Source organism: Thioalkalivibrio sp. AKL7, from assembly GCF_000381705.1.
Taxonomy (GTDB): domain Bacteria; phylum Pseudomonadota; class Gammaproteobacteria; order Ectothiorhodospirales; family Ectothiorhodospiraceae; genus Thioalkalivibrio; species Thioalkalivibrio versutus.
The window spans coordinates 34,862-59,986 of record NZ_KB906947.1; the positions used below are offsets into that span (position 1 = coordinate 34,862).

Sequence of the window (25,125 nt, forward strand, 5' to 3'; positions counted from 1 at the left end):
GGCTCGCAGTGATCCCCCTGATTTCGTTTCCCCCGATGGGTGCTCTGTGTTGAACGAGTGGCGGGTGGCGTTGGAGCATTCCATGACTGATACGACCTTTGCCGACCTCGGGTTGGCCGATACCCTTTTGCGTGCGCTGGAAACCTCCGGGTACCAGCACCCGACCCCGATCCAGGCCCAGGCCATCCCGGAAGTCCTGAAGGGAGGCGACCTGCTGGCCGCCGCCCAGACCGGCACCGGCAAGACCGCGGGCTTCACCCTGCCGATTCTGCAGCGCCTTTCCACCTCGGATGCGCCGCAGGCCGGCAATGGCCGCCCGCGTTGCCTGGTGCTGACCCCGACCCGCGAGCTGGCTGCGCAGGTTCACGAATCCGTGAAGACCTACGGGCGCAATCTGAAGATGCGCTCGATGACGATCTTCGGCGGTGTCAACATGAACCCGCAGATCAAGGCCCTGCGTGATCGCATGGACATCGTGGTGGCGACGCCGGGGCGTCTGCTGGATCACGCCAATCAGAAGACCATCGACCTGTCCGGTGTGGAGATTCTGGTCCTCGACGAGGCCGATCGCATGCTCGACATGGGCTTCATCCGTGATATCAAGAAGCTGATTGCGATGATGCCGAAGAACCGCCAGAACCTGATGTTCTCGGCGACGTTCTCCGACGAGATCCGCAAGCTGGCCAACGGCCTGCTGAACAACCCGGCGGAGATCGACATCGCGCCGCGCAACACGACCGCCGAGGGCGTGAAGCAAAGCGTGCACCTGGTCGAGACCAGCCAGAAGCGCGAGCTGCTGAGCCACCTGATCCGCACCAACAAATGGGAACAGGTGCTGGTGTTTACCCGCACCAAGCATGGCGCCAATCGCCTGGCCGAGAAGCTGTCGAAGGATGGCGTGCGCTCCGAGGCGATCCACGGCAACAAGAGCCAGGCGGCGCGCACCAAGGCGCTGAAGCAGTTCAAGTCCGGCCAGGTGCCGGTCCTGGTAGCCACGGATATCGCCGCGCGCGGGCTGGACATCGACCAGCTGCCGCAGGTGGTCAATTTCGAGCTGCCGAACGTGCCGGAAGACTACGTGCATCGCATCGGTCGCACCGGGCGTGCCGGCTCCGACGGCGCCGCGCTGTCGCTAGTGGATGGCGAGGAGATCAAGCTGCTGAAGGGCATCGAACGCCTGATCAAGCGCCCGATCGACCGTATCGAAACCGAGGGCTTCGCCACGCCGAAACCGGCTGCCAATGACGGCAACGGCAATCGCCGTGGTGGTCCGGGTGGCAAGCCGGGCGGAGGTGCCCGCAGTGGCGCCCCGCGCAACGGTCGCGGTGGCAAGCCCGGTGGGGGTCGCGGCGGCAACGGTCGCCCGTCCGCCAGCGGCAACCGCGCGGCCCGCAGCCGGTAAGCGGATCCGCTAACGCAGTACCGCGAACCCGCGGTCCCGAGTCTCGGGCCCGCGGGTTTTTTGTGTCTGGGTATCGGGGGTGAGGCGAGCGCCCGCTCAAGGGCTTTATTCACCACGAAGCGCACGAAGGCACGAAGAAGGTCAAGGCCAAAGGCGTATTAACACAGAGGACACGGAGGACCCAGAGAAAGGACGAATTCTGTCTGGAACGTCCGTTAGCCATCGCCGCTGGCCCCACCGCTGAAACCAAGCGAGCCCCCTGCTTCAAGTTGACAGCCTTTCCATCCTCTCCGTGAACTCCGTGTCCTTTCTGGCGCAATCGCCGTTGATCTTCTTCGTGCCTTCATTCGTTTCGTGGTGAAACGGTTTTTCGGCTTGTCGTGGGACCTGGGGTTGACCCGGGTCAAGACGATAGGGGCGGGGCGGATGGATACTGTGTCGGGCTCAAGACCGGGATCGGCTGGTCGTTAAGGGACGGAAAGGAGGGCGTCGATGAAGATTGGACCGTTGGGTGGGCTGCGACTGAAGCTGATTATCCTGGTGATCGTGGTGAGCACCGTGCCGTTGTCCATCATGGGCGGGGTGACCTTCCACACCATGAAGGGCGATCTCGCTGCGGGTGTGGACGCGGCGCTGGTGACCCAGTTGTGGTGGCTGCTGTGGGTGCTGTGGATCGTCGCGTTCGTGGTGGCGCTGGGTATTGGCTGGTTCTACGCCAATGTGCTGACGCGCCCCATGGAGCGCCTGGCCGAGGGGCTGGAGGCGATCGGCGAGGGCCGCGCGGATCTCGGGCACCGGGTGGAGGTGACGACCGACGACGAGATCGGGCGCACCGGCGCGGCCTTCAACACGGTGATGGACCGGCTTTCGGGGCTCATTCGCCAGGTTGCGGACGCGGCGGACGGGATTGCCGCCTCGGCGCGGCAGCTGGATGGGCGCAGCAATGAAATGACGCGTGCCACTCACGAACAGCGCGGTGATGTAGAGCAGGTGGTCACGGCGATGAACCAGATGTCTGCCACGGTGCAGGAGGTCGCCAACAACACGCAGAGTACGGCCGAGAGCGCGGGGCAGGCGACGCGTGCGGCGGAAGGCGGGCGCACCGTGGTGCAGGCGACCCAGGCGGCGATCAACACCCTGGCCGGCGAGATTCGTCAGGCGAACAACGTGATCGTGGAGCTGAAAGGTGACAGCGACAACATCGGCACGATCCTGCAGGTCATCGAGGAGATCGCCGAGAAGACCAACCTGCTGGCGCTGAACGCGGCCATCGAGGCGGCGCGGGCCGGCGAGGCCGGGCGGGGCTTCGCGGTGGTGGCGGACGAAGTGCGCCACCTGGCACAGCGCACGAACGACTCGACCGGGGAGATCCGCGAGATCATTCAGCGCCTGCAGGGCGGGGCCACCCGTGCGGTGCAGGCGATGGAGGTCAGCCAGCAGCATGCGGAGACCTCCGTGGCGAAGGCGGGCGAGGCCGGCGAGACCCTGGAGTACATCCACGACTCGGTGACCGCCATCGACGACATGACCCGCCAGGTGGCCAGCGCGACCGAGGAGCAAAGCCAGGTGGCGGAAGAGATCAACCGCAACATCCACCACATCAACGACATCGCCGTGCGCAATGCCGACGGGGCGAACGAGATGCAGCAGGCGGTGGAGGCCCTGGAGGCCCTGGCACAGAAGCTACAGGGCGAGGTCGCGGGCTTCCGTCAACAGGCGTAACGGCCGAGCCAGGCCCATCGCAGGTTCGGCTCGCCATCCTGGGAAACCGGGGGTGGTGTGACGCCGGATAAGCGACCGCGAGGGTTTGCTTCGGGGCTTTAGAAGCCCCGGCGCAGGGCGTCGAAGCCCAGAGCGACGTCGTCGGGGTCGGCACCGGGCTCGATGCGCAGGCGTTCGCGCACCATGTTGCGATCGATGTGGGATTCCTCGATGGCGGCGTCCGGCAGGCGGTAGAGCCACCAGGCCAGCGCCGCCTGGGTGCGGGTCTCCGACCAGGGTTCCAGATCGGTGCCGATCCGCTCGGCGTGGGCGCCCAGCTCCTCGTTGAAGAACGGTTCCAGCCGGTCCAGTGCCGGGAGCGGGGCGGGCATCTCCGGTCGCTCGCCGTCCAGTGCCTCCGTGGCGCGCGCCAGCTCCTGGCGGGCGATCTCCGGCCAGATCTGCGAGGGCAGGTAGCCCTCCATCGCCGGGCGACCCGCCGCGGTGATGCCGTGCAGGTAGCCCTGTTCGGTCTGCAGGTAGCGATCCAGCGCCCGAAGGGCCTCGTGTGCCCACTCCAGTGTGTCCCTGTCTTCCAGCACCCGCGCCATGTTGGCGAGGGCGGCGATCGCCTGGCCCGAGGTGTCGGCGTAGGTGTTGCGGTCGACCTGCGGCGGGTCGGTTTGCGTGCGCGTCTCCGGGTCCAGCTGGTAGTAGTCGCGGTCGGCGTACTGGCTGTTGCCGAAGCGCAGCTGGCGGCTGTCCCACAGGTGGTCTTGCAGGTAGTCGCGGATGCCGCGGGCGATCTCGGCGTAACGCTCGCCGCCGGTGGTGTCATGGGCCTCGGAGAACAGCCACAGGAACGCCGCGTTCTGGTCTAGGCGCTTGGAGGTCTCCAGTGCCAGGACGGGGTCGCGCTGGTCCGGATCGTGAAAGAAGAAGAAGCCGCCTTCGACCTCGTCGTAGAGGTCCTCCGCGATCTGGTCGAGTAGCCCGGGCATGCGATCCCGCCACCCTTCGGCGGTGAGCAGGAAGCGATAGGTCCAGGGCTGCGGGCGCTTGCTGAGGGTGCCGAAGGTGGCGCTGCCGCTCAGGCGGTCGGCGCGGGCATCGTAGACCTCGTCGAGCATCTCCATGAAGGCTTCAAGATCGTCGATCGCGGCATCGTCCGGCGTGATCTCGCGGCCGGTGACCGAGAACATGTCCCGCTGGGCCACCAGGATGTTCTGCAGGTCGCGGGCATTCACGTGACCGGTAAAGCGGGTCAGCATCTCGTCATCAGAGTTCACGATGACCACGAAGGGCAGTCCGCGGCCACCGTAGCGCCGGAATAGATCCGCACGTTCGTCGAGATCGACCAGCACCGGGATGTAGTGCTGGTCGACGGTGTCCACCACGTCGGGGTTCTCCAGGGACTCGTCCTGGAAGTCGCGGCACCAGGTGCACCACTGGCCGTGAAAATAAAAGAAGATGGGCCGCTCGCGTGCCTCGGACTCCTCGAAAAGCTGGCTGTCCCAGTCCTGCCACGCGATCGCGGAATCGGCGGGGTAGTCCTCCGCGGCGGCCGGCAGCGCGAGCAACAGCAGGACGAGTCCCGCGCCGAGTCCGCATGCGGCGGACCACTGGATGCGGCGTATGGCGGGCAGCTTCTTGATGTCGACGGATCGAGTCATGGCGGGTGCTTCAGATCGTTGTGCCTATTGGTATAGACCAATGGGAGAATTGAGCGTTCGTGCCCGGGGCGGGTGGTAGGATGGCCGGACTTATTGGGGCAATTGTGGTGAATGCATGAACGTCGAACGCGCCGGGCGCCGTGCCCTGCATCATGTCGAAGTGGCCGTGCTGGTGGTGATCGCCATCGCCACCGTGATCGCGATCCTGCAGGAGATCGCCACCATGGTCTCGGCGATGTGGGTGGGGTTGGCCGACCTGCTGTTGCTGTTCATCTTTCTTGAGGTGCTGGCGATGGTCGGGATCTACCTGCGTTCCGGGCGTCTCCCGGTGCGCCTGCCGATCTACATCGCGATCGTCGCGCTGGCGCGCTACGTGATCATCGACATGAAGGACATGGACGTATGGGAGCTGATCGCGGTGACTGCCGGGGTCCTGATTCTGGCGGGCGCAGTGCTGGTGCTTCGCTACGGGCATGTCCGGCTCCCGTATGACGACGAAGGTCGCATCACGCCGGGGATCGAGGACGATCCGGCGAAGGAGCGCGACGTGCCGAAGGGACGCTACGGGTCCGATCGATGACACGACCGGGTGCAAGCCCGCGGGTGATTCACCTGCTGCCCGGCCTGTGGGCAGCGCCCGAGGGCGCGGTGGCCGGTGCGCCTCCGCTCTCTGTGCGACGTCTGGCGCGCTGGCTGGGACGGGCGCGGAGCGGGGTCACCGGCACGGAAGCACCAGGATGGGAGGCCGCGTTGGCCGAGCGGCTGGGATACCGGCCAGCCGCTTCCGGCTGGCGAACCTGGCTGGTCCAACCGGTGCAGCTGACTGCGGGGATGAAGGACCTGGTGGCCTATCCGGTGGAGCCGGTGTCGGAGGCCGAGCGCGAGGCCTTGTGGTCGGCTGCACAACCGGAACTGGAGGCGGCCGGGGCGACCTTGGCCCTGAGTGAAGACGGCTTGTGGGAGTTGCGGATGGACGCCGAGGGCGATGCGTCGGGCCCGCCACCGTCGATCGGCATGGGGCGCGCCATGGTGGCGCCGTCGATGCAGGGCGATGTAGCTCGGCGCCTGCAGGTACTGGCCAACGCCTTGCAGATGGCCTGGTTCCAGCACCCGGTGAATCTGGCGCGCGAGCGGGAGGGGCGTGGAGCCGTGCATGGCCTCTGGCCCTGGTCGCCCGGGCATCCCGGTGGACCAACGAGTGTGGGCCGTGTGTGCGGCGGCGGTGTGGTCGCGCACTGGCTGGCGCGGGGCGCCGGCATCGACTGGGCAGCCGACCCGGCGGCCGACCTGGCGGAATCCGGCGATACCGTGGTCGTCGTCGAGGCACTGGAGGCGGCGCCGTCGCTCGAGCGCCGGCTCGAGCTTCTGGAGTCGGTTGCCGACGACGTGGTGGCGCCGAAGCTGCGGGCTCTGCTCCGTGGCGGCCTGGGCGCGCTGGAATTTGTTGATCCGCAATCCACGGCCGGGTCAGGCGCCGGCGCCCTGGTGCTGGAACGCCGCGACGCGCTGGCGTTCTGGCGCCGTCCCCGCCGGCCCTGAAGCCGCTGTCGGGTGTTATACTGCGCGGCTTTTCTCGCCACGTGATCGAACCTGCCGTGTGCGCCACGGCACCCGACGGAAACTGCCATGGAACTGAACGCGCTGTATTCCCTGATCGATGACCTGAAAGGCCGCCTGGAAGGCCTTAGGGGGTATCTTTGACTACCCTGCCAAGGAAGAACGGCTAGAGGAAGTCCAGCGCGAGCTGGAGCAGAACCCGGATATCTGGAACGACCCGGAGCAGGCCCAGGCGCTGAACAAGGAGCGGGCCCAGCTTGAGGGCGTGGTGGTCAACATCCGCGAGATCGGCACCCAGCTGGATGAAAGCCGGGACCTGCTGGAGATGGCCGAGGCGGATGGCGACGAGGAGACGGCGGCGTCGGTCGCGGCCGATGTAGAGGCGTTGACCGCGCGTATCGAGGGCCTGGAGTTTCGCCGCATGTTCTCCGGCGATATGGACGAGGCCAACGCCTATCTCGATATCCAGGCCGGTTCCGGGGGCACCGAGGCCCAGGACTGGGCCAATATCCTGCTGCGCATGTACCTGCGCTGGGCCGAGCACAAGGGCTTCAAGGCGGAGGTCACCGAACTCTCCGAGGGCGAGACCGCCGGGATCAAGAGTGCGACCGTGCACATCCAGGGCGAGTACGCCTTCGGCTGGCTGCGCACCGAGACCGGCGTGCATCGGCTGGTGCGCAAGTCGCCGTTCGATTCCGGCAACCGCCGGCATACCTCGTTCGCGTCGGTGTTCGCCTCCCCGGAGATCGACGAGAACTTCGAGATCGAGATCAATCCGGCGGATCTGCGGGTGGACACCTATCGCTCCTCCGGCGCCGGTGGTCAGCACGTGAACACCACCGACTCGGCGGTGCGCATTACCCACGTCCCGACCGGAGTGGTGGCGGCGTGTCAGGCCGGGCGTTCGCAGCACAAGAACCGCGAGATGGCGATGAACCAGCTGCGCGCCAAGCTGTACGAGCGCGAGTTGCAGGAGCGCAATGCCGAGAAGCAGGCGGTGGAGGACACCAAGTCCGACATCGGCTGGGGCAGCCAGATCCGCTCCTACGTGCTGGATCAGTCGCGGATCAAGGATCTGCGCACCGGCGTGGAGGTCGGCAACACCCAGGGCGTGCTCGACGGCGACCTCGACCCCTTTATTGAAGCCAGTCTCAAGAGTGGCTTGTAAGTCTATCTATTGCATGGATTTCTGATGACCGAAACCACTGACGAGAACAAGCTGGTCGCGCAGCGCCGCAGCAAGCTGAACGAGCTGCGCGCGGCCGGTCCGGCGTTCCCCAACGATTTCCGTCGCGATGCGCTGGCGGGTGCGCTGCACACCGCGCACGACGAGACCGAGGGCGAGGCGCTGGAGGCCCAGGGGATTCGCGTGACGGTCGCCGGGCGCATGGTCGGCAAGCGCGTGATGGGCAAGGCAAGCTTCATCCGCCTGCGCGATCAGTCGGGCGACATCCAGTTGTTCGCGCAGCGCGACAGCCTGCCGGAGGGCGTGTACCCGGCGTTCAAGCAGTGGGACCTGGGCGATATCGTGGGTGGCCAGGGCACGCTGTTCAAGACCAAGACCGGGGAATTGACGGTCCAGCTCGACGAGCTGCGTCTGCTGACCAAGAGCCTGCGTCCGCTGCCGGAAAAGTTCCACGGCCTGACCGATCAGGAACAGCGGTATCGCCAGCGCTACGTGGACTTGATCACCAGCCTGGACAGCCGCGAGCTGTTCCGCACCCGTACCCGGATCGTGCGCTACATCCGCGAGTACTTCGAGGATCAGGACTTCATCGAGGTGGAGACGCCGATGATGCAGGTGATCCCGGGCGGGGCGACCGCGCGGCCGTTCACCACCCATCACAACGCGCTGGACATGCCGCTGTACCTGCGCGTCGCGCCGGAGCTGTATCTCAAGCGCCTGGTGGTCGGCGGCTTCGAGAAGGTCTTCGAGATCAACCGCAATTTCCGCAACGAGGGGCTGTCCACGCGGCACAACCCCGAGTTCACCATGCTCGAGTTCTACGAGGCGTTCGTGGATTATCGCGCGCTGATGGATCGCACCGAGACCCTGTTGCGCGGACTGTGCGAGGACGTGCTGGGCACGACCACCATTGAGTACCAGGGCGAGAGCTACGATTTTGGCAAGCCGTTCACCCGCATGAGCGTGCGCGAGGCGATCCTGGCCCACAATGCCGAGATCGCGGACGCCGACCTCGAGGATATCGAGAAGGTGCGCGCGCACTGCGAGCGCCTGGAGATCCCGATTAAGCCGAGCTTCGGTCTGGGCAAGCTGTGGACCGAGATCTTCGAGTACACCGCCGAGAACCAGCTGCGTCACCCGACCTTTATTACCGCCTATCCGACCGAGGTCTCGCCACTGGCGCGGCGCAACGACGATGACCCGTTCGTCACCGATCGCTTCGAGTTGTTTGTCGGCGGGCGCGAGATCGCGAACGGCTTCTCCGAGCTGAACGACCCGGAAGACCAGGCCGAGCGCTTCCGCGCCCAGGTTGCGGAGAAGGACGCCGGTGACGACGAGGCCATGCACTTTGACGCCGATTACATCCGCGCGCTGGAGTACGGCCTGCCACCGACCGCCGGCGAGGGCATTGGCATCGACCGCCTGGTGATGCTGCTGACCGACAGCGCCTCGATTCGCGACGTGCTGCTGTTCCCGCACCTGCGCCCGGAGGCCTGAACCCTCGCGCGTCGGTCATGCCGACCGGGGGCGGTTCGAGGGCGGCGAAGGGGTTAGCGTTTCGTCAATCTCGTTCGAGTGACAGCAGCGTAAAATCTTCGCCATCGAGTCGGATGTTCAGCTCGTCGCCGTCTTCGGTGATGCCCTCGAGCTCGATGACGCCGTCGTCTTCGAACTCGATCTCCTTGAAGCGGAGCATGCCGTGATCCCGCGCGACAGCCGCTGAGCGGAGCATCATCTGGGCGGTCATGCCCGCCGCGTGATCGGGGTCGCGTACGCGTTCTTCGCGAAGCAGATCACCATCCAGATTAAACCGGGTCTCCATGCGCAGCTGTGCGTCGTCCCAGCCCTTGAGGACGAATTCCCGGTCACTTTCTGCCTCCAGTTCCTCGAAGGTGTCGAAACCGTGTTCCTGGCCGATGTCGACGATGGCCTGTATCGACTCGAGCGGGATGGTGTCGGACTGACCGGGGCTGCACGCCGCCAGCAGGACGATGAGCGGGGCGACGGCAAGGTAGAGAAGGCGCAGATTCATGAGTTCGAGACCTGATGGTGGGTTCTGGGGAGTGGCAAGGACCGGCTGCGCGTCAGTATCGCATTGCGCCCCGGGCGCGTCAGGAAAGGTTCTGATCAGGCGGCCCCCACGCAAAGGCCCAATCGCGTGTGCGCCGTCCAGCTGGATCTCCTCGAAACGCGTCAATTCGGGTTCGCCACGGGTTGCATGCTCGCTTTCTGCCGAGTATAGACGGGAAGGCCGGCCTTGCATGGGCGAGTCCCGGCCTCCCTTCACGATGGATTATCGTCGCCTCGAGCGCCGGGTGGTGCCGGGTTGGCGGTTTCCACTCGGTCCGGGGTGCCGAGGGCGCGCTGCTGCAGTTCGGCGAGGGCGACGCGCTTGTTGGGGAAGATGTTTCCGCGGCCGATCTCGTCCAGCAGGCCGGCACGTTCCATGGCCTCGCGGACGGGTTTCTTGAGACCACTGAACATCAGCTTGCAGTCGGCGGCCGCAAGATCGCTGATCAGGGCGCGCACCTTGTCCACGCCCGAGGCGTCGATGCGGTTGATACTGTTGCCGAGCACCAGCACCGCCCGGGCATTCGGGTTGCGCGCGACGGCGTCCATGACCGCGTCCTCGAAGTGGGCGACGTTCATGAACACCAACGAGGCATCGAAGCGCAGTACGGTGAAGTTCGGGCCGGCCGGACGCAGGTCGTTGCTGATCGCCCCGGCCAGGGAGCCGTCGGGGCGCAGGCCCTGGATCTCGGAGCGCGGGCGCACGGTGCCGACCAGGAACAGCAGCGATGACAGGATTACGCCGACGATCACGCCATTCGCGAGATCCGGGGCCATGTACAACGTGACGAAGAAGGTCAGGAACCCGGCCAGGCCATCGGCGCGGTTGATGGTCCACGACCGCGCCAGGGCCCGGAAGTCGAGCAAGCCGAACACCGCCGATATCACGATGGCCGCCAGCACTGCCTGGGGCAGATGGTAGAGATAGGGGGTCAGGAACAGCATGGTGATCAGCACGCCGATCGCGCTGACCACCGCGAACAGTCCGCTTTGTGCGCCGGAGCGGGCCGCGACCGCCGAGCGCGAGAACGAGCCGCTGACGGAGTAGGACTGGAAGAAGCTCCCGACGATGTTGGCCAGACCCTGGCCGATCAGTTCCTGATTCGGGTTCAGCTTCTCGCGCCGCTGGGCGGCGAGCGCGCGCGCGATGGAGGTCGCCTCCATGAAGCCGATCAGGGCCATCACGAACGCGGCGGGCAGCAGGGCCGGGATGACCTCCCAGTCCAGCACCGGTAGCTGCAGGCTGGGCAGTCCCTGGGGGATCGTGCCGACCACCTGGCCGCCGGAAGCGACAATGATGCGCTCCTCGTCGAAGCCGGACAGCCGCCATGGGCGGCCCTCGGCATCGGCATGCCAGGCGCGGTAGCGCGCCTGGCCGTCTGCGGTCTCGGTGCGCTCCAGGCGCACCTGGTGGGCTGTTATGCGCAGGTCGCTCAGTTCGCGCTTGAGTTGCGACTCGCGGACCTCCAGGCGGGCCACGCGCACCGCCAGGTCGGGTGATTCCTCGCCCGCCTTCTCGGCCTCCTTGAGTGCGCTGTTGGCCTCGCTCAACTCTTCCGACGTGGTACCCATCTCCGTGCGGGTTGCGGCGAGCTCCTGGTACAGGTTGCGCACGTCGGTGGCCTGGATCTGCCCATGCGTGATGCGTTCGTTGTTCTCGAAGCCGGTCAGGGCGCTGAGTAGCGTACCCAGCACGACGACCACCAGCACGCCCGGCAGGCGGGGCATGATCCGTCGCATCACCATGAGGGTGACCAGGGTGCCGGCGCCGAAGGCGATGGTCGGCCAGTGGGCCTCCCCCAGCTGGGCAATGACGCCGGCAAAGTCGGTCAGGAAGGCGCCGGTATCGGGCTTCGGGACATTGAAGAAGGTGTTGATCAGGGAGAGTCCGATGATCAGCGCCGCCGCGTTGGTGAAGCCGACGATGACCGGCTGGGAGACGAAGTTCATCAGGATGCCGAGGCGGAATACGCCCAGCAGAAGGCGCATGATGCCGACCATCAGCGCGAGCAGGATCGAGAGCTGGATAAAGTATTCGGTGCCGGCCACCGCGAACGGCGCGAGCGACGCGGCCGACAGCAGCGACAGCATCGCGACCGGCCCGGTATGCAGAAAGCGCGAGGAGCCCCACAGCGAGCCGACGATCGCCGGGATCGCCGAGGCGTACAGCCCGTACACCACCGGGAGGCCCGCGAGTGTGGCATAGGCCATGCCCTGGGGCACCAGGATCATGGCGACGCTGAGGCCGGCCATGACGTCGGCACGGACGGATTTCCCGGACATGGGAAACCAGGCGAGAAAGGGAAACAGGCGGTAGATCCGGTCGGTATTCATGTAGGTGGGGTGTTCCTTTTTTCGGATTCGGGCCAACGTGTTCGGCCCGGCCGCGATGCGCTGCGGCCGGGTCTGCAACTCGACGGGGATGACTAGCCCGCGGAGGGGAGCGCGGCGCCGGACGGCGCGGTCCGGGTGTCGCCCGGCCGCGGTTTGCGGGGTGCGGCGACCATGACCACCGGCAATTCCGCGGCCGTCTCGGTGGCAAGGATCTGGTGGCCGAGGTAGCCCTGTTCGTCGCAGACCAGGAAGTCCAGACGCAGACCGCGACCGAGGACCCGGCGCAGGGCCCGTTCCGGGTCGCCGGTCAGGGCCTCGATGTGAACGCCGTGCGGCAGGGGCCCAGTGTCACGAATGAAGCCGTCGATCAGCGCGCCTGCCTCGGCCTTGCCCAGAAAGGTCAGGACAACCAGCTCGGCATCCAGGCGCTCGCAGCTGTCGGCGGCATAGTCGAACACGGGGCGCGGGGCGAATGGCCCGACGAACAGGCCAATCCGCCGGCGCGGTGCGGGCTGCGCAGCGGCTTGAGGTGCGCTGACTGATGGCGGATTCGCGGTCGGGTTATCGTTTGCGAGCGCACGATACTTGTCGCCCATCGGTTGCATCTCGGCGAGGTCGGCATAGGCCAGGCCTTCGAGGATCTGTTTCATGGTGTGGCTCAGGGCAGGCATCGATGTCTCCGTTGTGGTTCGTCCACGAAGCCTCTATGCAGATCGCGTGCCACTCCATGAAAACAATGACTTATCCGGTTTGTGATGCGGTGCTGAGGAGGCGTGTGTTGCACCCTGTAACGTTTGACTAGGTGAGGGGCCGCGAATAGCGTTGCGGGCGACCATCCGGGCGTTGCAGAATGTAGCGTTCGCTATTGCAACGAGTAACGTTATGGGGCGCAGTCTGCGCAGCAAGGTCCGCTGGGTGTATGCCGGAGTGGTTGGGTTGGTGCTGGGTCTGGTGCTCGCGCAGTACATCGCGCTTTCGACCATCGAGACGCGGCTGCAACAGGGGGACGTGGTAGCCGAGCTGTTGCAGGACAGTCTCGAGATGCGCCGCTTCGAGAAGAAGTTCTATGGCTCCGGGGAGCATGGGGACCTGGCTGCGGCGCGGGACCATGCCGAGGCGGCGCTGGAACGGGTGCGCGAGAACGAGGCGGCGCTGGCGCAACATGCGCGCCCCGGCGAGCTCGACGAGTTACAGGCCGTTCTGGAGCTGTATCGCACGGGGCTGGGCCGGTATCCCGGGCTGGCGGGTGAGCGGCGCGAGCAGCTGGTCGAGTCCATTCGCAACGCCGGCGGCGAGGCCTCGGCGCTGACCAAGGTGCTGAGTCAGCGCGAGCGCGAGAACCTGCGCACCGGGGTTCAGGTATCACGTACGGAATTGCTGCTGGCGACGAGTATCGTGCTGGTGCTGGTCCTTCTGGGCGGCTGGTGGCTGGCGCGGCGGATCCTCGCCCCGCTGCGCTCGGTAGAGGACCAGCTGCGGGCGATCGGGGCGGGGTCGCGCAGGCGTCTGACCGCGCCCAACCAGGATCGTGAACTGGTGTCCTTTACCCACGCCTTCAATGCGATGCTGGATGAGCTGGATGCGCGGAGCCAGGATCTGCGCCGTTCCGAGCGGCTGGCGGCCCTGGGGGTGCTGGTATCGGGTGTAGCCCACGAGTTGAACAACCCCTTGGGCAATATCTCCACGGCACTGCAGCTGGTCGCGGAGGAAGGGCGGGGCGGTGATCCGGCCTTGCTGGAAGAGTGGCTGCAGCAGGCCGAGGGCGAGACGGCGCGGGCGCAGAACATCGTGCGCGGACTGCTCATGTATTCGCGCCAGCAGCCTCGGAGCCCCAAACGGGAGGAGTGCCGCTCGCTGCAGACCATCCTGGACGGGGCACTCGATCTGATCCGTGCCACGCTCCCTGCGGATCAGGTGACCATGCGAGTGGATGATGCCCTCCAGGTCACCGTGGACCCCGAGCGGTTGCAGCAGGTGTTCGTGAACCTGTTACGCAATGCCTTCGAGGCAGGGGGCGACGACGTAGAAGTCCACATCCAGGCCCAGCGGGGCCGCCTGGCGGACCTGAGGCCGGGTCCCGGCGGGCATGTGGTCGGCGATCTTGTGGTGCACGGCCAGGATTCGACCCCGGTCGTGCGGATTTCGATCGACGACGACGGCCCGGGGATCCCGGACGCGGCGCTGGATCACGTATTCGAGCCGTTTTACCGCGGACGGGACGAGGGGAGCGGTTCGGGCCTGGGCCTGTTCGTGGGCCAGGAAATCGTCCAGGACCACGGAGGGGCAATCGGCGTCAGTCGCTGCCCGATGGGCGGGACGCGGTTCCAGGTCTGGCTGCCCTGCGAATGCGGGGACCGCGCATGAGTCGCGAGGACAACGGTCATCGGACGTCTCCGGCCGGCGAAATGCGGGAGGCGCGCCTGCTGGTGATTGACGACGAGCCGATTGCCTGCCGCCAGCTGGAGCAGGTCTTTCGGCATTCCCCGTATTCTGTGACGACCCGCGAGGAGGGAGCGACGGGTTTGCGCGCACTGGAGCAGGAGCGCTTTGACGCCGTCCTGACCGACCTGCGCATGGCCGGGGTGGACGGTATGGAGATCCTGCGCCGGGCGCGCGAGCTGGATCCGGACTTGGCGGTGATCATGATCACCGGGCACGCCACCCTGGACTCCGCGGTGGAGGCGATGAAGGCCGGGGCCTTCCACTACATTGCCAAGCCGTTTCGTATCGACGAGGTGCGCGAGGTCGTGGCCAAGGCGGTGGAATTCACCCGCCTGCGGCGCGACAACCGCACCCTGCGCGATCAAGTGGACCAGGGCGGGCGCAAGGCGACCCTGGTGGCACAGGACACGGCCATGCAGCGGTTGCTGGAGACCGCGCGCCAGATTGCGCCCACCGACTGCAATGTGGTGCTGACGGGCGAGAGCGGGACCGGCAAGGAGTTGCTGGCGCGCTACATCCATAACCACAGCGCGCGGGCCGAGGGGCCGTTTCTCGCGGTCAACTGCGGGGCACTGCAGGACGAACTGCTGAGCAGCGAGCTGTTCGGCCACGAGAAGGGCGCGTTCACCGGGGCCACCCAGCAGAAGAAGGGCCTGTTCGAGACCGCGGCGGGGGGCACACTGTTCCTCGACGAAGTCGCCGAGACCAGTCCGGCGATGCAGGTGAACCTGTTGCGGGTCCTGCAGGAACGCGAAGTGCTGCGGGTCGGCGGGCGGACGCCGATCCCGGTGGATGTGCGAGTGATCGCCGCCAGCAACCGGCGCCTGGATCGTGCGGTGGATCGTGGCGAGATGCGCGAGGACCTGTATTTCCGTCTGAACGTGGTGAACCTGCTGCTGCCACCGCTACGCGATCGGCGCGACGATATCCCGCTGCTGGCCTACTACTTCCTCAAGCGCCACGCCTTGTCGATGGGCAAGCGCATCGACGACATCGAGCCGGAGGCGCTGGAGCGCCTGGTCGAGCATGACTACCCCGGGAACGTGCGCGAGCTGTCCAACATTATCGAACGCGGGGTGGCACTGGCACGTACGGCGAATCTGACCCTGGCCGATCTGCCGCGCGCCCTGCGCGAGACCCGCGCCCGCGTAGTGCACGAGGACGCGGCCCCGCTGCGGACGCTGGAAGAGCAGGAGGTGTTGCAGATCCGTCAGGCGCTGGAGCAGACCGGAGGCAACCGCACCCGGGCTGCGCGGCTGCTGGGCATTGACCGCGTGTCGCTGTGGCGCAAGATCAAGCGTCTGGGCATCGAGTAGCCGAGGCGACGTGATGTCAGTCTGCGACCGGTTCCAGCAGCAGCGCCGCGAGCGGCGGGAGGTGCAGGTAGAGCGTGGCGGGATGGCCGTGACGTTCGAGCGGCTCGGCGTAGGCCTCTGCCGGGCCGCGTGAGCCACCGCCGTAGACTTCCGCATCCGTGTTCAGGGTGACCCGCCAGCGCCCGGCATGCGGTGCGGGTACCGGATAGGCCGCGCGTTCCATGGGCGTCAGGTTCAGCACCACGACCACCTGGCGACCCTGGTGGTCGCGGCGCACGAAGCTGAGCGTGGAGTGCCCGGCGTCGTCGCAGTCCAGCCAGTCGAAGCCGTCCGGCTCGAATTCGCGGGCGTGCAGGGCCGGGTCTTCGCGGTACACCCGGTTGAGGTCGCGCACCAGATTCTGCAGGCCCTGGTGCAGGGGGTACTGCAGCACGTACCAGTCCAGCTCGCGATCCTCGGACCATTCGGGGCCCTGGCCGAACTCCTGGCCCATGAACAGCAGCTTCTTGCCGGGGTAGAGCCACTGCCAGCTGTAGAGCAGGCGCAGGTTGGCGTGCTGCTCCCACTCGTTGCCGGGCATGCGCCCGCGCAGGCTGCGTTTTCCGTGCACCACCTCGTCGTGCGAGAACGGCAGGACGAAGTTCTCGCTGTAGGCGTAGAGCTGGCCGAAGGTGAGCTGGCCATGGTGGTGGGTGCGGTAGATCGGGTCCATGCCGAAATAGGTCAGGGTGTCGTGCATCCAGCCCATGTTCCACTTCATGGTGAAGCCCAGCCCGCCCATGGACGGTGGGCGGCTGACACCCGGCCAGGCGGTCGATTCCTCGGCGATCATGGCGACGCCGGGGTGGCTGGTCTGGACGGTCTCGTTGAGGTGGCGCAGGAAGTCGATCGCCTCGAGGTTCTCGTTGCCGCCGTGGATGTTGGGCAGCCAGTCCTCGCCTTCGCGGTCGTAGTCGCGGTAGAGCATGGAGGCCACGGCGTCCACGCGCAGGCCGTCGAGGTGGAAGTCCTCGACCCAGCACAGCGCACTGGAGAGCAGGAAGTTGCGGACCTCGGGGCGCGAATAGTTGAAGATCAGCGTGCCCCAGCCACGATGCTCGCCGATGCGCGGGTCGGCATGTTCGTACAGCGCCGTGCCGTCGAAGCGCGCCAGCGCGAACTCGTCGCGCGGGAAGTGGCCCGGGACCCAGTCGAGGATCACGCCCAGTCCGGCCTGGTGGGCCTGGTCGACGAAGTAGCGAAAGTCGTCCGCGTTGCCGAAGCGCGAGGTGGGGGCGAAAAACCCCGTGCTCTGGTAGCCCCAGGAGCCGTCGAACGGGTGCTCGGTGATCGGCAGCAACTCGAGGTGGGTGAAGCCCAGGTCGCGCGCGTAGGGCACCAGACGCTCGGCCAGGTCGCGGTAGTTGGGCCATTCGCCCTCCGGGCTGCGCTGCCAGGAGCCTAGGTGCACCTCGTAGATGCTCATGGGCCGGTGCTTCCAGGCCTCGGGGTCGCGATTGCGCATCCAGTGGTCGTCGTCCCAGGCGTAGCTGCTGGGGGGCTGGATCCGCGAGGCCGTCTCGGGGCGGAGCTGGTAGGCGCGGGCGTAGGGATCGGCCTTCAGGTGCAGACTGCCCTGGTCGCGGTTGCGGATCTCGAACTTGTACAGCGTCTCCGTGGCCAGGTCCGGGATAAAGAGCTCCCATATGCCGCTGCCGGGGTGGACGGTCATTGGGTGGCAGCGGCCGTCCCAGCGGTTGAAGTCGCCGACCACCGAGACGCGCTCGGCGTTGGGCGCCCAGACGGCAAAGCGCACGCCGTGGATGCCGTCGCGGGTGAGCGGATGGGCACCCAGCATGCGGTGGGCATGCCAGTGGCGGCCTTCGGCGAACAGGTGGCGGTCGAATTCGGGGATGTCCGGCGCGAAGGCCCAGGGATCGACCTGCTGCAATGTTGTCGTGCCACCCTCGGGCTGCCAGTCCAGTTGCGGGTGCGCGGGGAGGTCGTCCGCCGACCCCTGCCAGAGGAACAACCCCGGGAACCCGGCAGCCGGTTCCAGCGTCGCGAGACGACCGTCAAAAAGTGTGATGGACGCCGCGCTCGCATGTGGCAGCCAGGCCCGGTAGCAGGTGGTTTGTTGATCCAGCGCATGGCGCCCGAGGACGCGGTGGGGATCATGTAGCCGCGCCTCGGTCAGGCGTCCTAACGAATCGGCGACGGAACGGGTGCATTTGTCGGGGGCTGTTGCCATACTCGGATCCAACTCGCATTTCGTATGTGGAACGACGGAATTCGGGTTTACGGTCTCTAGTACAACATGACTAAGCAAGGAAGGGTGCATGACTCCGCAACCGCAACGCTACGTTAGCCGCCTGACGCGGGAGACCCTGGCCCTGATCCTGGCCGGCGGGCGCGGCTCGCGACTGAAACAACTGACGCTGTGGCGGGCCAAGCCGGCCGTGCCCTTTGGCGGCAAGTTCCGCATTATCGATTTCCCCCTGTCCAACTGCATCAACTCGGGCATCCGTCAGGTGGCGGTGGTGACCCAGTACAAGGCGCACTCGCTGATCCAGCACATGCAGCGCGGCTGGAGCTTCCTGCGCGGGGAATTCGGCGAATTCATCGAGCTGCTGCCGGCGCAACAGCGCATCGAGACTTCCTGGTATGCGGGAACGGCCGATGCGGTCTACCAGAACATCGACATTATCCGGCAGCACAATCCGAGCTACGTGCTGATCCTGGCCGGGGACCACATCTACAAGATGGACTACGGCCAGATGATCGCCTTCCACGTGGAGAGCGGCGCGGACATGACCGTGGGCTGCCTGGAGGTCGAGCAAGAACGCGCCAAGGCCTTCGGGGTGATGGGCGTGGATGCCGCCAGCCGCATTACCTCGTTTGCCGAGAAGCCGGAGGAGCCGGCGCTGATCCCCGGCAGCAAGACCCACTCGCTGGCCTCCATGGGGATCTACGTGATCAATACCGACTTCCTGTTCGAGCAGCTGATCAAGGATGCCGACGACACCTTCTCCAGTCACGACTTCGGCAAGGACATTATCCCCGAGATCATCGAGCGGAATCAGGTGATGGCCTACCCGTTCCGCGACGAGCAGGGCGTGCGCCAGGGCTACTGGCGTGATGTGGGGACCATCGACTCGTACTGGCAGGCCAACCTGGAGCTGATCGGCGTGACCCCGGAACTCAACCTGTACGATTCGGAATGGCCGATCTGGACCTACCAGGAACAGCTGCCGCCGGCCAAGTTCGTGTTCGACGACGAGGACCGGCGCGGCATGGCGATCGATTCCATGGTCTCCGGCGGCTGCATCATTTCCGGCAGTACCGTGCGCCACTCGCTGCTGTTCTCCAACGTGCAGGTGAACGCCTGCGCCACGGTCGAGGACTCGGTGATTCTGCCGAGCGTCACCATTGGCGAGAACTGCGTGATCCGCAACGCGGTGATCGACAAGGGCTGCAAGGTGCCGGACGGGACCGAGATCGGGGTGGACGACGAGGCGGATGCCCGCGACTACTTCGTCTCTCCGGGCGGAGTGCGCGTGGTCACGCCGGAAATGCTGGGCCAGGCCACTCATCATGTCCGCTGAATCCGGCAGTTCCACTGCGCTCGCCACGCAGCCGCCGCAGCTCGATGTGGTGTTGTGCTGGCACATGCACCAGCCGCAATACTACGACTCGGGCGCGGGTGAGTACGTGTTGCCGTGGACCTACCTGCACGCATTGAAGGACTACACCGACATGGCCGCGCACCTGGAGGCCTGCCCCCAGGCGCGCGCGGTGGTGAACTTCGCCCCGATCCTGCTGGAGCAGATTGCCGATTACGGCGAGCGGCTGGAGAGCGGCATCGGCAACCGCTCGAGCTTCGGTGATCCGGTGCTGGATCTGCTGCAGATGGACATCGTGCCGGTGGACCCGGTGCAGCGCCGCGAGATCCTGCGTGTCTGCCTGCGGGCGCATGCCCCGCGGATGATCGAGCCGTTCCCGCTGTTCGAGCGCCTGGCGGCCCTGGCGCGCCAGGCGCTGGAGGATCCGGTGCTGCTGGCGCATCTGGACACCCGCTACTTCCAGGACCTGGCGACCTGTTACCACCTGGCCTGGCTGGGGGAGACGGTGCGTCGGGCGTATCCGGAGGTGCAGGGCTGGCTGAAGGCGGACACGGGGTTCAATCGCGATGTCCGCGGACGGTTGCTGAAACTGATCCGGGACGAGGTCAAGGCGATCCTGCCGCGCTACCGTGCGCTGGCGGAGCAGGAGCGGGTGGAGCTGTCGTTTACCCCGTATGCCCACCCGATCATGCCGTTGCTGCTGGATCTGGGTTCCGCTCGCGATGCGATGCCGGATATTGCCCTGCCACAGGCCCCGGTCTACCCGGATGGCGAGGCCCGCGTGCGCTGGCACATCGAACGTGGGCTGGAGGTGTTCGAGCAGTATTTCGGCTTTCGTCCGCGTGGCTGCTGGCCGTCGGAGGGGGGCATCAGCGAGGCGACCGTGCGCCTGCTGGATGACTACGATATTTGCTGGACGGCCAGTGGCCAGACGGTGCTGGGTAACAGCCTGGCCGCAGCGGGTCAGACGGCCGAATCCAATACCGGATCGGCGGAACAGGAGGGCTGGCTGCACCGACCTTATCGGTTGGCGGATGCCAAAACCGAGATGTTTTTCCGTGATGACGGGCTGTCCGATGCCATCGGTTTTCGTTATGCCGACTGGCATGCCGACGACGCAGTCGGCGATTTCGTCCATCACCTGGAGAATATCGCCTCCGTTTCGCCCGAGGGTGGCGTGGTGGCCGTCATCCTGGATGGCGAGAACGCCTGGGAATACTACCCGGACAACGGCTTCCATTTCCTGCGGGCGTTGTATGAGCGCCTGGCGGAAAACCCGAGGCTGAACCTGTGCACCTTTTCGGACGTCTGCCAGCGCACTGGCCCGCGGGCCGACCGGGGCGAACTGTCCGGACTGGTGGCGGGCTCCTGGGTCTACGGGACCTTTTCCACCTGGATCGGCGATCCGGACAAGAACCTGGGCTGGGACCGCCTGATCGAGGCGTGGACCGCGGTGGACCAGGCGATTGCCCGGCATCCCGCGCTGGATACGCCGGCCCTGCGCAAGCAGCTGGCGGTGTGCGAGGGCTCTGACTGGTGCTGGTGGTTCGGGGAATACAACCCGGCCGGCTCGGTCAGCGACTTCGAACAGCTCTACCGCCGCCACCTGGCGCGGCTGTACCAGCTGGCAGACCTTGAAGTGCCCGAGTCACTGGGCGAGGTGCTCTCGGTCGGGGGTGGTGATCCCGCCTCCGGCGGCACCATGCGCAAGGGGCAGTAACCGATGGAGGCGGGCGAAGAACACTGTAATCCCCTGATGCAGCGCCGGCGGGCCGGTGTGTTGCTGCATCCGGCCTCACTGCCGGGCCCGGGCCCGGTGGGGACGCTCGGGCAGGAGGCCTTCCGGTTTCTGGACTGGGCGCGGGATGCCGGGTTCAGCCTGTGGCAGATCCTGCCGTTGCATCCGCCGCAGGAGGACGGTTCGCCCTACGCCAGTATCTCCGCCTTCGCCGGCGATGTGCGCCTGATCGACCCGCAACGGTTGGCCGCACGGGCGGGGCTGGATGCGGACGACGGGCCGGTCGAGACCCTGCTGCAACAGGCGCGGGAGCGGCTGGGGCAGGCGGGCGAGGGCTGGGCGCAGGCCTACCAGGCCTTCCTTGATGCCCAGGGTCCGGTCTGGCTGGATGATTTTGCCCGTTTCGTGGTCATCTGCGGCCGCGAGGACGGCCGCCCCTGGTGGGAATGGCCGGCCGCATTGCGCGATCGCGATCGGGCCGCCCTGGCGGCCGTGGAGGCCGAAGCGGCCCAGGCCCTGGAGGCCGTGCGCTTCGCCCAGTTCGTCCTGTTCGACCAGTGGCAGGATGTACGCGAGCATGCACGCAAGCAGGACATCCTGATCCTCGGCGACATGCCGATCTTCGTGGCCCACGACTCGGCCGAGGTCTGGGCCCACCGCGACCTGTTCGACCTGGACGCCACGGGGCATCCGCAGACCGTGGCCGGCGTGCCGCCGGATTACTTCTCCGCGACCGGGCAGCGCTGGGGCAATCCGCATTACCGCTGGGATCGTCTTGCCGAGCGCGGATACGACTGGTGGGTGGAGCGCATGCGCTGGACGCTGGAGACAGTGGATGCCGTGCGCATCGACCACTTCCGCGGCTTCGAGGCGAGCTGGGCGGTCCCGGCAAGCGAGCCGGATGCGACTCAGGGCCACTGGGTGCCGGGGCCGGGCGCCGACTTCTTCGAGCAATTGCAGGCTCGTTTGGGTGTGTTGCCGCTGCTTGCGGAGGACCTGGGCGTGATCACGCCGGAGGTCACCGAACTGCGCCTGCGTTTCGATCTGCCGGGCATGCGCATCCTGCAGTTCGCCTTCGAAGGAGGGGAGGACAACCCCTATCTGCCGGCGAACCACGATGAACTGAGTGCGGTGTATACCGGGACCCATGACAACGACACCACGCTGGGCTGGTTTCGCTCCCTGGAGCCGGCCATGCAGGAGCATGTGATCGGGACACTGGATGAGGGCCCGGCCGAGGAGATGCCCTGGCCGCTGATTCGTGCGGCCTGCCGTTCACCGGCCCAGCTTGCGATCCTGCCGATGCAGGACGCCCTGCACCTGGGATCGGAGGCGCGCATGAACACCCCCGGAACAGTCGGTAACGGCAACTGGAGCTGGCGCTTTGGCTGGAACCAGCTGCCCGATGGACAGACCGAGGCGCTGCGCGCGCTGGCGCAGGAGACGGGTCGCCTCGACTGACGGTCCGCCGGCCCGGACATGAAAAAAGCCCGGTCCCTTTGCAGGGGCCGGGCTTTCTTTGTTACCGGGCTGGTTGCGCGATTAGCGCATCATGCCGCCCTGACCACCCTGTTGCTGCTGCATCTGTTGCTGCATTTGCTGCATGCGCTCGATTACGTCGTCGATATCGGCGTTCTCCTGGCGCATGGCGGCCATCAGGTCTTCACGCAGGGATTCCTGCGCCTGACGAATTTCCTGGTCTTCCGCGACGGCCTGCTGTGCTTCCTGCAGATTCATCTGCGCCTGCTGCACGTCTTCGGACTGAATGACTTCCTGACGTTGCTCCGCGCTTAGATCGGGGTCGCGCAGCTGCTCTTCGGCGGATTCCAGGGTCTCCAGATCCCGGCGCGGCTGGTAGCCGGCGGCCTCCATCTTGTCCAGCACCAGGTTCTCCAGTTCTTCACCCTTCTGTTCCAGCTGGGGGTTGTTCTCGATGGCCTGCTGCTGGGTCTCGGCGAGGGTCTGCTGGAGCTGCTGCATCTCCATCTGCGGGTTGCCGCCCTGGCCACCCTGCATGCCCATGCCGCCCTGACCTTGCCCCTGACCCATGCCCTGGGCGATGGCGAGTGGGCTGGCCAGCGCGAGCGCGGCGGCGGCAATCAGTCCGGCGAGGGACTGGGAACGAATCTTCATAAAGTTTCTCCTTGTGAATACACGTATATCGTAGTCAACGGCACTTAACCCCAGCTTAACAAGCGTGGCCGAATCATGCGGGCCCGCCCGGGTGCCAGCTCACCCGGTCGCCGACGCGAAGGATCCCGGAATGCGCGACTTCAAGGCAAATCCCGCTGTCGAGACCGAGGGCTCGCGCGAGGTTGTCGCCCACTAGCTGGTTGAGATACCCACAGGGCGGGCGTGGCCGTCCGATCTTCAGGACCGCCTCTCCGATCCGAAGAAAGCCACTCTGGCGGGGTATGCGGTACCAGTCGGAGACCACGAGGTTGCGGCGATGTTCCCCGGGGGCGATCGGGCGGCCGCGTCGCTGTGACGCCCGTTGCAGTTCCGGGGCCGTGATCAGTGTGACCGGGCAGCTCTCGACCGCATGCCAGTGCCCGCGATGGGTGGCGTAGCGATCGCCCCGGAGTCCGCTGCCGGCGATGGCTTCGATGGACTCGATCGAATCCATCGGGTCGCCAGCCGCGGCACAGACGTGGATTGCCTGCAGGTGCGCGACGGGCAGACCGAACCACTCCGGGCGCCAGGCACGCAGTCGGTGGATCATTGCGGGGGGTCTCCTGTGCGGCTGAACAGGGCGATATCGGGGGCAGGCAGGTCCAGTGTGCACCCCAGGCGGGTGGCAAGCCACTGGAGTGTGGCCGGGCCGTAGAAGGCGACATGGGTGGGGTCGCGGCGATAGTGCCAGCGACGAAAGCCGGCCGCCGCAGGTGGCCATTCGGTCATCACGGCCAGGACCCCGCCGGGGCGCAGTCCCGCGACCATGGTTCCCAGCGTGTTCAGGGGCGTGTGCAGGTGTTCCAGGACCTCGGTGCAGGTAAGGATGTCCCAGCCGTCGTCGGGCGGATCGGGTTGTGCGGGGGCAAAGGCTGGGTCCCAGAACGCCATCGTGTAGCCGCAGCCTTGTAGCAACCCGGCGAGCACGGGTTGCGGGCCACAACCCCAGTCGAGTCCGTGGGCCGGGGGTGGCCGCGCCTTGACCAATGGTTCGATCAGCCGCTGCAGATGGGCGCGGTAGCCGGGATCATCCGGCCGGTTCTCGTGGGTGCGGTAATACGCCCGTTCCACCTCGCGGCGCGGCCAGGCGTTGCGTTCCAGCGCGATCACGCCGCAGTGCTGACAGCGGCGATAGTCTCCGGGCGAGGCGTCGCCGATGCCGCGGTGGTGAAACGGCCGGGTGGGCTGCCCGCACAACGGGCAGGCGTCCGGGGCGGGAACGGTCATCGGCGCAGGTACCGGAACCACGAGGCGATGTTCAGCAGGCTCATCAGCGACTGCGACAGGTAGGTATAGGCCGCCGCCTTCAGGATGCGTTCGGCATGCGGGTAGTCGGGCGGGTGCAGGTAGTTGCCCTCGCGCAGCATCGGCATGGCACGGCGGAAGCTGGCGTCGAACTCGGTGGGCAGGGTGATGAAGTGGACCAGTGCGGCCAGGCCCATGGACAGCACCCCGGCCAGGAAGAACAGGATCCCCGGCGCCGGGTGCCGCGCCAGCAGCGTAATGAACGGAATGGCGACCAGCAGCCAGGCGCCGATTTGCTGGCCGTAGCGCGTCATTCCGACCAGCGTGCTGCGCATGCGCAGTGGCGCATAGCCCTGGGCGTGCTGCACGGCGTGGCCGACCTCGTGGGCGGCCACGGTAATCGCCGTCAGCGAGTGGCCGTCGTGGTTCTCCGGTGACAGGCGCACGGTGCGCGCGGCAGGGTCGTAGTGATCGCCGTCCTTCGTGGTTTCCACCTGGACCTTGTGCAGTCCGTGGCGGTCCAGCAGCTCGCGCGCCAGCTCCGCGCCGGTGCCATCGTAGCGGTCCGCCGGGCGGTGGTATTTCTTCATGGTGTGGCGGACCCACCAGCCGGGTGTCCAGGCAACGAGCAGGAGCAGAGGCACAAGCAGGATCAGGAGACGCATGCGCTCATGATCTCCCGAAGCC

The 25,125-nt window shown here is 66.5% G+C and carries 20 protein-coding genes; 11 read left to right on the forward strand and 9 right to left on the reverse strand.

Features of this window, described 5'->3' with window-relative positions; translation table 11 throughout:
* The first annotated feature begins 82 nt into the window (after positions 1-82).
* Together G315_RS0100150 and G315_RS0100155 are read left to right on the forward strand one after the other, a co-directional pair.
* On the forward strand, positions 83-1,402 hold the full coding sequence (locus G315_RS0100150) for a DEAD/DEAH box helicase (protein WP_018176927.1): 1,320 nt from the start codon (positions 83-85) through the stop codon (positions 1,400-1,402).
* 492 nt (positions 1,403-1,894) lie between these two features.
* The gene (locus G315_RS0100155; RefSeq protein ID WP_018176926.1) at positions 1,895-3,124 is read left to right on the forward strand and encodes a methyl-accepting chemotaxis protein; all 1,230 of its coding nucleotides are present in this window, start codon (positions 1,895-1,897) and stop codon (positions 3,122-3,124) included.
* Positions 3,125-3,222: 98 nt separating this feature from the next.
* Here the strand turns inward: G315_RS0100155 and G315_RS0100160 are convergent, their stop codons facing one another.
* A complete protein-coding gene (locus G315_RS0100160; protein WP_019611634.1) occupies positions 3,223-4,776 on the reverse strand; it encodes a DUF255 domain-containing protein in 1,554 nt (517 codons plus the stop codon).
* A 115-nt stretch (positions 4,777-4,891) separates the two neighbouring features.
* Between G315_RS0100160 and G315_RS0100165 the strand changes: the two genes are divergently transcribed.
* From G315_RS0100165 to lysS, 4 genes are all read left to right on the forward strand, one after another.
* Positions 4,892-5,356, forward strand: coding sequence for a phosphate-starvation-inducible protein PsiE (locus G315_RS0100165; RefSeq protein ID WP_019611635.1), 465 nt, complete (start codon positions 4,892-4,894; stop codon positions 5,354-5,356).
* Between the two features lie 170 nt (positions 5,357-5,526).
* Positions 5,527-6,315: a hypothetical protein gene (locus G315_RS0100170; protein ID WP_019611636.1), complete on the forward strand. Its 789-nt coding sequence runs from the start codon at positions 5,527-5,529 to the stop codon at positions 6,313-6,315.
* 87 nt (positions 6,316-6,402) lie between these two features.
* A protein-coding gene (gene prfB / locus G315_RS0100175) for a peptide chain release factor 2 (protein ID WP_155986080.1) occupies positions 6,403-7,501 on the forward strand; the annotation gives its coding sequence in 2 pieces (ribosomal slippage) (positions 6,403-6,474 and positions 6,476-7,501; 1,098 coding nt in all).
* Positions 7,502-7,525: 24 nt separating this feature from the next.
* Positions 7,526-9,016, forward strand: coding sequence for a lysine--tRNA ligase (gene lysS, locus G315_RS0100180; RefSeq protein WP_019611638.1), 1,491 nt, complete (start codon positions 7,526-7,528; stop codon positions 9,014-9,016).
* A 64-nt stretch (positions 9,017-9,080) separates the two neighbouring features.
* On the opposite strand, the gene G315_RS0100185 is transcribed toward lysS, so the two are convergent.
* The 3 genes from G315_RS0100185 to G315_RS0100195 all read right to left on the reverse strand — a co-directional run bounded on the left by G315_RS0100185 (position 9,081) and on the right by G315_RS0100195 (position 12,594).
* Positions 9,081-9,551: a PepSY domain-containing protein gene (locus G315_RS0100185; protein ID WP_018176920.1), complete on the reverse strand. Its 471-nt coding sequence runs from the start codon at positions 9,549-9,551 to the stop codon at positions 9,081-9,083.
* A gap of 251 nt (positions 9,552-9,802) precedes the next feature.
* A complete protein-coding gene (locus G315_RS0100190) occupies positions 9,803-11,923 on the reverse strand; it encodes a SulP family inorganic anion transporter (RefSeq protein WP_019611639.1) in 2,121 nt (706 codons plus the stop codon).
* Between the two features lie 92 nt (positions 11,924-12,015).
* On the reverse strand, positions 12,016-12,594 hold the full coding sequence (locus G315_RS0100195) for a hypothetical protein (protein WP_018145881.1): 579 nt from the start codon (positions 12,592-12,594) through the stop codon (positions 12,016-12,018).
* 211 nt (positions 12,595-12,805) lie between these two features.
* Between G315_RS0100195 and G315_RS0100200 the strand changes: the two genes are divergently transcribed.
* Both G315_RS0100200 and G315_RS0100205 read left to right on the forward strand, forming a co-directional pair.
* Positions 12,806-14,287, forward strand: a complete 1,482-nt coding sequence (locus G315_RS0100200) for a HAMP domain-containing sensor histidine kinase (protein ID WP_018176918.1) — start codon at positions 12,806-12,808, stop codon at positions 14,285-14,287.
* On the forward strand, positions 14,284-15,681 hold the full coding sequence (locus G315_RS0100205) for a sigma-54 dependent transcriptional regulator (protein WP_026304837.1): 1,398 nt from the start codon (positions 14,284-14,286) through the stop codon (positions 15,679-15,681). Before G315_RS0100200 ends, G315_RS0100205 begins: the two co-directional genes overlap by 4 nt.
* 16 nt (positions 15,682-15,697) lie before the next feature.
* Here G315_RS0100205 and glgB read toward each other — a convergent pair whose 3' ends face one another.
* Positions 15,698-17,911 (reverse strand): 1,4-alpha-glucan branching protein GlgB, encoded by a 2,214-nt coding sequence (gene glgB, locus G315_RS0100210; protein ID WP_019611641.1) that lies wholly within the window; start codon positions 17,909-17,911, stop codon positions 15,698-15,700.
* Positions 17,912-17,999: 88 nt separating this feature from the next.
* Here glgB and glgC point away from each other — a divergent pair, with 88 nt between their 5' ends.
* The 3 genes from glgC to malQ are packed head-to-tail and all read left to right on the forward strand — an operon-like array spanning position 18,000 to position 22,482.
* Positions 18,000-19,265, forward strand: a complete 1,266-nt coding sequence (gene glgC, locus G315_RS0100215) for a glucose-1-phosphate adenylyltransferase (RefSeq protein ID WP_018176915.1) — start codon at positions 18,000-18,002, stop codon at positions 19,263-19,265.
* The gene (locus tag G315_RS0100220) at positions 19,255-21,003 is read left to right on the forward strand and encodes a glycoside hydrolase family 57 protein (protein ID WP_018176914.1); all 1,749 of its coding nucleotides are present in this window, start codon (positions 19,255-19,257) and stop codon (positions 21,001-21,003) included. Before glgC ends, G315_RS0100220 begins: the two co-directional genes overlap by 11 nt.
* A gap of 3 nt (positions 21,004-21,006) precedes the next feature.
* Positions 21,007-22,482, forward strand: a complete 1,476-nt coding sequence (gene malQ, locus G315_RS0100225; RefSeq protein ID WP_019611642.1) for a 4-alpha-glucanotransferase — start codon at positions 21,007-21,009, stop codon at positions 22,480-22,482.
* An 81-nt stretch (positions 22,483-22,563) separates the two neighbouring features.
* Here malQ and G315_RS0100230 read toward each other — a convergent pair whose 3' ends face one another.
* The 4 genes from G315_RS0100230 to G315_RS0100245 all read right to left on the reverse strand — a co-directional run bounded on the left by G315_RS0100230 (position 22,564) and on the right by G315_RS0100245 (position 25,103).
* Positions 22,564-23,154, reverse strand: a complete 591-nt coding sequence (locus G315_RS0100230; RefSeq protein WP_018169586.1) for a hypothetical protein — start codon at positions 23,152-23,154, stop codon at positions 22,564-22,566.
* A 73-nt stretch (positions 23,155-23,227) separates the two neighbouring features.
* A complete protein-coding gene (locus tag G315_RS0100235; protein WP_018169587.1) occupies positions 23,228-23,743 on the reverse strand; it encodes an MOSC domain-containing protein in 516 nt (171 codons plus the stop codon).
* On the reverse strand, positions 23,740-24,390 hold the full coding sequence (locus G315_RS0100240) for a class I SAM-dependent methyltransferase (RefSeq protein ID WP_018176911.1): 651 nt from the start codon (positions 24,388-24,390) through the stop codon (positions 23,740-23,742). Before G315_RS0100240 ends, G315_RS0100235 begins: the two co-directional genes overlap by 4 nt.
* Before the next feature lie 26 nt (positions 24,391-24,416).
* Positions 24,417-25,103, reverse strand: coding sequence for a zinc metallopeptidase (locus tag G315_RS0100245; protein ID WP_019611643.1), 687 nt, complete (start codon positions 25,101-25,103; stop codon positions 24,417-24,419).
* Between the last annotated feature and the right edge of the window lie 22 nt (positions 25,104-25,125).

What these genes read in the sequence shown, in the direction of transcription:
- glgC (WP_018176915.1), top strand. Translation starts at nt 18,000, where the DNA reads ATGACTCCGCAACCGCAACGCTACGTTAGCCGCCTGACGCGGGAGACC.
- G315_RS0100220 (WP_018176914.1), top strand. Translation starts at nt 19,255, where the DNA reads ATGTCCGCTGAATCCGGCAGTTCCACTGCGCTCGCCACGCAGCCGCCG.
- G315_RS0100185 (WP_018176920.1), bottom strand. Translation starts at nt 9,551, where the DNA reads ATGAATCTGCGCCTTCTCTACCTTGCCGTCGCCCCGCTCATCGTCCTG.
- G315_RS0100165 (WP_019611635.1), top strand. Translation starts at nt 4,892, where the DNA reads ATGAACGTCGAACGCGCCGGGCGCCGTGCCCTGCATCATGTCGAAGTG.
- G315_RS0100155 (WP_018176926.1), top strand. Translation starts at nt 1,895, where the DNA reads ATGAAGATTGGACCGTTGGGTGGGCTGCGACTGAAGCTGATTATCCTG.
- G315_RS0100235 (WP_018169587.1), bottom strand. Translation starts at nt 23,743, where the DNA reads ATGATCCACCGACTGCGTGCCTGGCGCCCGGAGTGGTTCGGTCTGCCC.
- G315_RS0100150 (WP_018176927.1), top strand. Translation starts at nt 83, where the DNA reads ATGACTGATACGACCTTTGCCGACCTCGGGTTGGCCGATACCCTTTTG.
- G315_RS0100200 (WP_018176918.1), top strand. Translation starts at nt 12,806, where the DNA reads ATGGGGCGCAGTCTGCGCAGCAAGGTCCGCTGGGTGTATGCCGGAGTG.
- G315_RS0100230 (WP_018169586.1), bottom strand. Translation starts at nt 23,154, where the DNA reads ATGAAGATTCGTTCCCAGTCCCTCGCCGGACTGATTGCCGCCGCCGCG.
- lysS (WP_019611638.1), top strand. Translation starts at nt 7,526, where the DNA reads ATGACCGAAACCACTGACGAGAACAAGCTGGTCGCGCAGCGCCGCAGC.
- G315_RS0100245 (WP_019611643.1), bottom strand. Translation starts at nt 25,103, where the DNA reads ATGCGTCTCCTGATCCTGCTTGTGCCTCTGCTCCTGCTCGTTGCCTGG.
- G315_RS0100195 (WP_018145881.1), bottom strand. Translation starts at nt 12,594, where the DNA reads ATGCCTGCCCTGAGCCACACCATGAAACAGATCCTCGAAGGCCTGGCC.
- G315_RS0100160 (WP_019611634.1), bottom strand. Translation starts at nt 4,776, where the DNA reads ATGACTCGATCCGTCGACATCAAGAAGCTGCCCGCCATACGCCGCATC.
- G315_RS0100190 (WP_019611639.1), bottom strand. Translation starts at nt 11,923, where the DNA reads ATGAATACCGACCGGATCTACCGCCTGTTTCCCTTTCTCGCCTGGTTT.
- glgB (WP_019611641.1), bottom strand. Translation starts at nt 17,911, where the DNA reads ATGGCAACAGCCCCCGACAAATGCACCCGTTCCGTCGCCGATTCGTTA.
- G315_RS0100205 (WP_026304837.1), top strand. Translation starts at nt 14,284, where the DNA reads ATGAGTCGCGAGGACAACGGTCATCGGACGTCTCCGGCCGGCGAAATG.
- malQ (WP_019611642.1), top strand. Translation starts at nt 21,007, where the DNA reads ATGGAGGCGGGCGAAGAACACTGTAATCCCCTGATGCAGCGCCGGCGG.